Source organism: Rhodoferax sp. UBA5149 (assembly GCF_002413825.1).
In the GTDB taxonomy this organism is placed as follows: Bacteria; Pseudomonadota; Gammaproteobacteria; order Burkholderiales; family Burkholderiaceae_C; genus Rhodoferax.
In genome coordinates this window covers 1-5,645 of the sequence record NZ_DHXT01000026.1, presented here as the reverse complement: position 1 = coordinate 5,645, position 5,645 = coordinate 1, and the positions used below count along the sequence as shown (strand labels likewise).

8 protein-coding genes and 1 pseudogene are annotated in these 5,645 nt (G+C 61.1%); 7 read left to right on the top strand and 2 right to left on the bottom strand.

What is annotated here, in order from left to right; genetic code table 11:
- Window positions 1-123: 123 nt before the first annotated feature.
- Window positions 124-267, bottom strand: a pseudogene (locus B3V69_RS20870) (IS91 family transposase); the annotation flags it as partial.
- A gap of 125 nt (window positions 268-392) precedes the next feature.
- A complete protein-coding gene (locus B3V69_RS01960; protein WP_296443283.1) occupies window positions 393-1,631 on the bottom strand; it encodes a YihY family inner membrane protein in 1,239 nt (412 codons plus the stop codon).
- A 21-nt stretch (window positions 1,632-1,652) separates the two neighbouring features.
- Here B3V69_RS01960 and B3V69_RS01955 point away from each other — a divergent pair, with 21 nt between their 5' ends.
- The 7 genes from B3V69_RS01955 to B3V69_RS01925 form a co-directional block, all read left to right on the top strand.
- Window positions 1,653-2,036 (top strand): DUF2069 domain-containing protein, encoded by a 384-nt coding sequence (locus B3V69_RS01955; RefSeq protein ID WP_296443281.1) that lies wholly within the window; start codon window positions 1,653-1,655, stop codon window positions 2,034-2,036.
- A gap of 4 nt (window positions 2,037-2,040) precedes the next feature.
- Entirely contained in the window at window positions 2,041-3,480 is a 1,440-nt protein-coding gene (locus tag B3V69_RS01950; RefSeq protein ID WP_296443279.1) for an FAD-binding oxidoreductase, read from the top strand.
- Between the two features lie 55 nt (window positions 3,481-3,535).
- On the top strand, window positions 3,536-3,865 hold the full coding sequence (locus B3V69_RS01945) for an antibiotic biosynthesis monooxygenase family protein (protein WP_296443277.1): 330 nt from the start codon (window positions 3,536-3,538) through the stop codon (window positions 3,863-3,865).
- A gap of 79 nt (window positions 3,866-3,944) precedes the next feature.
- Window positions 3,945-4,184: a type II toxin-antitoxin system CcdA family antitoxin gene (locus B3V69_RS01940; protein WP_296443276.1), complete on the top strand. Its 240-nt coding sequence runs from the start codon at window positions 3,945-3,947 to the stop codon at window positions 4,182-4,184.
- Window positions 4,185-4,196: 12 nt separating this feature from the next.
- Window positions 4,197-4,511 carry a CcdB family protein gene (locus tag B3V69_RS01935; RefSeq protein WP_296443274.1) on the top strand — a complete coding sequence of 105 codons (315 nt, stop codon included), beginning with the start codon at window positions 4,197-4,199 and terminating at the stop codon, window positions 4,509-4,511.
- A gap of 1 nt (window position 4,512) precedes the next feature.
- The gene (locus B3V69_RS01930) at window positions 4,513-5,343 is read left to right on the top strand and encodes a thymidylate synthase (protein ID WP_296443272.1); all 831 of its coding nucleotides are present in this window, start codon (window positions 4,513-4,515) and stop codon (window positions 5,341-5,343) included.
- The coding region (locus tag B3V69_RS01925; RefSeq protein ID WP_296443270.1) for a dihydrofolate reductase at window positions 5,344-5,645 on the top strand (302 nt) is incomplete at its 3' end.

Genomic DNA, 5,645 nt, shown 5'->3' with positions numbered 1-5,645 from the left:
ATTATGACCGGGCTTGAGGTAACGCCAGCCCGTCAGCATTGCAGCGAACCGGCATAGGGCCCTGCACCATGGCGTTATGCAAGCGTATTGCGCTGCCATGCCAAACCGTGTACTTTTCCAGCCTCACGGTGGCGTCCCCCGCCCTGGCGGCAATACAGCACCTGATGGCGCAGGCAAGCGGTCTTGCCCCTGTAACACGGCGGTGACTCGCATTCGCCCCAGCTTGCAGCATGGACACAAACCCACGTCCATCTTGGCCACCCGCGCTTAAATCACACCCAGCCTACAACCAGCGACTTGCTTGTTTTCGCCGGGCTTGATGGAAATCCGAAAACTCGATGCGTTTCTCAGCTCACTCGCCAAAAACAGCCTCCCCTAATACGCTACATAATTTATAGCGCCTCACGCAATATCAACGAGGGCCAGCGGCCGTTTTCCCATAAATTTTGGGTGCTTTCTTCGCGCCGCAGCAAGAGTGCGTTGAGCAGCGGCGCCAATGGGGTGGTGTCGGGATCGGCCAGCAAGACGTAACGCGCCGCTTCATCCGCCAACTCTTCGTGCAGCAAACCAACCCAGTCCAGTTCGCACAAGGTTTCCAGCACCGGCTCCAGTTGCAGCGTGTCCACCCGCAGCAGCAAGGAGAGTTGCGCCATTGTCCATCCTTTGCCCACCGTGGCCCGCACGCGATCCAGCTGCTGCAAGGCCTCCAGCGCGAGTTGAAACTGCAAGCCGTGCGACCGGGCCCGGCGCTCCAGGCCGGCGAGCAGACTGGGCAAATAGGCGGTGATCACGGCCCCCAGCAGCACGATCACCCAGGCCACATAAATCCAGATCAGCAGGATCGGCACCGTGGCAAAGGCGCCATACACCACCGAGTAGGTCGGCACCTTGCTCAGGTACAGGGTCAGCAGTCGCTTGGCCACTTCAAAACCGACCGACACAAACAGGCCGCCGGTCCAGGCGTGGCCCCATTTCACCTGGATATTGGGCACATAGTGGTACATCGCAGCCATGCCACCTGCCATCAAGAAAAACTGCAGCGCATCGAGCAGCAGTTGCACCCCGCCCGGCATCACGCCCACCACCCCCTTGGACGCTGAAATAGCGTAGGACGTGATCGTCAAACTGATGCCCAGCAACAGCGGCCCCAAAGTGATGGCGGCCCAGTACACCAACACCCGCTGCCCGAAAGGGCGGGGCTGGCGCACGCGCCAAATGCCATTGAGCGTGCGGTCGATGGTCAAGATCAAGGCCAGCGCGGAGGAAAACAAAACTGCCACGCCGGCCACCCCCAGTTTGCTGGCCTGGCCCGCAAACTGGGTGAGATAACCCAGCACCTGGCGGGCGATGTTGTCGGGGATCAGGCTCTCCACCAGCCACTTCTGCAACACGCCCTGAAATTTGGCAAACATCGGGAAGGCCGTGAAAACCGCCAGCGCCACCGTGATGAAAGGCACCAGGGCAATGGTGGTGGTGAAGGTCAGGCTGCTGGCCGTCAGGCCCAGCCGGTCTTCCCGAAAGCGCTCGCGCAGGGTTTGCGCAGTGCTCTTCCAGGGAAAGTGCGACAGGCTTTTCAACAAGGCTTCCAGGCGCAAGGACAAGCTCAGGGGTGGGGGGACTAACAGACTCATGGCCGCTATGATGCCATTCCAATGCATACAGAACAAAATACCGCCCCACCCCTGGTCACCACCACCCGCTTCCTGGCGGTCGGCAGTTTGCTGGGGCTCATCGTGCTGGGCCTCGCCTGGGAGCTTTTTCTGGCCCCGATTCGCCCCGGCGGCTCCTGGCTGGCGCTTAAAGTGTTGCCGTTATGCATCCCGCTGGCCGGGCTGCTGAAAAACCGCATGTACACCTACCGCTGGGTCAGCCTGCTGGTGTGGCTTTATTTCACCGAAGGGGCGGTGCGCGCTTACAGTGATAAGGCGCCGAGCAATTACCTGGCCATGGTTGAAGTCGTGCTGTGCCTGACCCTGTTTGTGGCCTGCGCCCTGCACGTTCGCCTGCGCCTTAACAACGCGATCAAGGAAGGTTGATGCGATGCAAACCCTGCTGGATGAACTGCGCCACATCGTCGGCGCCGCGCACGTCTTCACCGACGGCGACCTGACGGCCTGGGAACAGGACTGGCGCAAGCGCTCGCACGGCAAAGCGCTGGCTGTGGTGCGGCCCGCCAGCACCGATGAGGTGGCACGAGTGGTCAAAGCCTGCGCTGCCTATCATTTGCTGCAGCGGCACCCGGCGAGCGGTGTCAGCATCGTGCCGCAGGGCGGCAACACCGGCCTGGCCGTGGGCAGCACGCCCGATGGCTCGGGCCACCAGATTGTGCTGAGCCTGCAGCGCATGAACACCGTGCGCCGCCTGGATGCCGACAACCTGACCATGACGGTGGAGGCAGGCTGCATCCTGCAAAACCTGCAGGAACGCGCCGAGGAAGCGGATTTGCTGTTCCCGCTCAGCCTGGCCGCAGAAGGCACTTGCACCATCGGCGGCAATCTGGGCACCAATGCGGGCGGCACCCAGGTCGTGCGTTTTGGCAACACGCGCGACCTGTGCCTGGGGCTGGAAGTGGTCACGGCGCAGGGCGAGATCTGGCATGGCCTGTCGGGCCTGCGCAAGGACAACACCGGTTACGACCTGCGTGACCTGTTCATCGGCTCCGAGGGCACGCTGGGCGTCATCACCGCCGCCACCATGAAGCTCTACCCCCTGCCGGCCGCCCAGCTGACCGCCTGGGCCGCCGTGCCGTCGCTGGAGCAGGCCATCAGCCTGCTGGGGCTGGCGCATCGTCATCTGGGCGCGGGGCTCACCGGCTTTGAAGTGATGGGGCAGTTCGCCCTGAGTCTGGTCACCAAACACTTCCCGCACCTGAGGGTGCCCTTGCATCTGGATTCGCCTTTTTGCGTGCTGCTGGAGAACTCGGACCACGAGTCCGAAGCCCATGCCAGCGCGCAGTTTGAACAGCTGCTGGCAAGCGCGCTCGAGCAAGGCTTGGTGACCGACGCCGTGGTGGCTGAGAGCCTGTCGCAGGCCAAGCAGCTGTGGCATGTGCGCGAAAGTATTCCACTGGCGCAGGCAGAAGAGGGCCTGAACATCAAGCACGATATTTCCATCCCGGTGTCCAGCATTCCCGATTTCGTGCGCGTCACCGATGCCTTGCTGCAGCAGACCATTCCCGGCGTGCGCCTGGTCAACTTCGGCCATCTGGGCGACGGCAATCTGCATTACAACGTGCAGGCACCCGTTGGCGTCGATGCGGCGGCTTTTTTACAGGACCATGAAGAACAGGTCAATACGCTGGTGTTTGATTCGGTTCACGCCTTTAGCGGCTCGATCTCGGCCGAGCATGGTGTGGGCAGCCTGAAAGTGGACAAACTCGAAAAATACAAGTCACCCGTGGCGCTGGACATGATGCGGTCCATCAAGCAGGCACTGGACCCGCAGAACCTGATGAACCCGGGGCGCGTGATTCGGGTTTGACCGCCGAACACCCTAACTTTTGGCGCGCTTTCCACGCCACAATTCAGCCTCGAAAATGACAACATCCGCCTTCGCCAAACTCCCTGAGCCGCCCTACTACTCGGTCATTTTCTCGTCCCAACGCACGCCGGGCGAAAACGGTTACGGGCACATGGCCGACCGCATGGTCGAACTGGCATCAGGGCAACCCGGTTACCTCGGCGTGGAAAGCGTTCGCGGCATCAATGGCTTTGGAATCACGGTCTCTTACTGGGCCAGCCTGGAAGCCATTGCGGCGTGGCGGTCACATGCGGAGCATCAAATCGCGCAGGAAAGCGGCAAAGCACTCTGGTACGAGCACTATGAGTTGCGAATTGCCTGCGTCGAGCGCGCCTATGCAAAGTGAACCGGTGACCGGCAACACGACTTTTTGCGCACTTATCATGCGCATATAATTGGCGCACTTCATCCACAGGGCGTGCCAAATGCTCCAGTTCGACAAAGCTCCCAAGAAAGCCACCAACCTCTCGCTCAACTCCAAGGTGCTGGAGGCCGCGCGCGAGTTGGGTATGAACATCTCCCAAACGGTGGATGCGCTGTTAGCCGATGAGGTCAAGCGCCGCTATTGGCAAAAGTGGAATGAGGAAAACACCGAAGCCATTGATCACTACAACGCCCGCATCAAACGCGAGGGCTTGCCCCTCGCAAAGTACCGGACGTTTTAACCGGCGGCATTTATGGCTCGTTTTGATGTTTATTCCCACCCGGAAGTGGCCATGCGCTCGACGACACCCTTTCTGCTGGATGTGCAAAACAATTTCATTGATCGGGTGGAAAGCCGCGTGGTCATTCCGATGCGCCATGCGGCCGCTTTCGGCCCCCGCATGCGCGACCTGAACCCGCTGTTTGAAATCTCTGGCAAGGACATCGTGCTGGACACTGCGGCACTGGCCGCATTCCCGGCGGCTGGATTGAAGAAACCGGTGGCCAGCCTTTTTGCGCAACGCGAGGACATCGTGGCTGCGCTGGACACTCTTTTTGGTTCTTATTGACATGACAAAACCGATCCGCTCCCAATACGAGGATTTCATGCGCCATGTGGACAGGCACGGCGTGTTGAAGGCCGACCGCACCGGCACCGGCACCAAAAGCGTGTTTGGCTACCAGATGCGATTTGACCTGAACGAGGGGTTTCCGCTGGTGACCACCAAAAAGGTGCACCTGCGCTCCATCGTTCAGGAATTGCTGTGGTTTCTTTCCGGCTCTTCCAACAACAACTGGCTCAAAGAGCGCGGCGTGTCCATCTGGGACGAGTGGGCGCGTCCTGACGGGGACTTGGGCCCGGTCTATGGCGTGCAGTGGCGCAGCTGGCCGACGCCGGACGGCGGCCACATTGACCAGATCGCCGAAGTCATCAAGACACTGAAGAGCAACCCCGACTCACGCCGCATCATCGTGAGCGCCTGGAACGTCGCCGAGCTCGACAAGATGGCCCTGATGCCGTGTCACGCGTTCTTCCAGTTTTACGTCGCACCAGCTGCCGCACCCGGCGAAAAAGCCAAACTCAGCTGCCAGTTGTACCAGCGCAGCGCCGACATTTTTCTGGGCGTGCCCTTCAACATCGCCAGCTATGCCCTGCTCACCCACATGGTGGCGCAGCAGTGCGATCTGGACGTCGGCGACTTCATCTGGACCGGGGGCGACTGCCACATCTACAGCAACCACCACGAACAGGTGGCACTGCAGCTCAGTCGCACGCCCTTTGCCTACCCGACGCTGAACATCAAGCGCCAGCCAGCGTCGATCTTCGACTACGAATATGAAGACTTCGAGATCGTCGGCTACGCGTGTCACCCCGCCATCAAGGCACCGGTGGCCATTTAAATGAAGCTGCACCTGATCTTCGCCCGCGCCGCCAATGGCGTGATCGGCCATCACAACACCCTGCCCTGGCATTTGCCGGAGGACATGGCGCACTTCAAGCGCACCACGCTGGGCTGCCCGGTCATCATGGGACGCAAGACCTGGGATTCGCTGCCGCCCAAGTTTCGCCCCCTGCCGGGGCGCCTCAACGTGGTGGTGACACGCCAGGCCGACTGGCAGGCCGAAGGCGCCTTGTGTGCCCATTCGCTGGCCGAGGCCTGTGGCTTGTGCCCGGTCGACAGCGATGCCTGGGTCATCGGTGG

Bases quoted from the DNA above. Each gene is read 5' to 3' on its own strand.
- B3V69_RS01960 (WP_296443283.1), bottom strand. From the start codon at position 1,631: ATGAGTCTGTTAGTCCCCCCACCCCTGAGCTTGTCCTTGCGCCTGGAA.
- B3V69_RS01955 (WP_296443281.1), top strand. From the start codon at position 1,653: ATGCATACAGAACAAAATACCGCCCCACCCCTGGTCACCACCACCCGC.
- B3V69_RS01950 (WP_296443279.1), top strand. From the start codon at position 2,041: ATGCAAACCCTGCTGGATGAACTGCGCCACATCGTCGGCGCCGCGCAC.
- B3V69_RS01945 (WP_296443277.1), top strand. From the start codon at position 3,536: ATGACAACATCCGCCTTCGCCAAACTCCCTGAGCCGCCCTACTACTCG.
- B3V69_RS01940 (WP_296443276.1), top strand. From the start codon at position 3,945: ATGCTCCAGTTCGACAAAGCTCCCAAGAAAGCCACCAACCTCTCGCTC.
- B3V69_RS01935 (WP_296443274.1), top strand. From the start codon at position 4,197: ATGGCTCGTTTTGATGTTTATTCCCACCCGGAAGTGGCCATGCGCTCG.
- B3V69_RS01930 (WP_296443272.1), top strand. From the start codon at position 4,513: ATGACAAAACCGATCCGCTCCCAATACGAGGATTTCATGCGCCATGTG.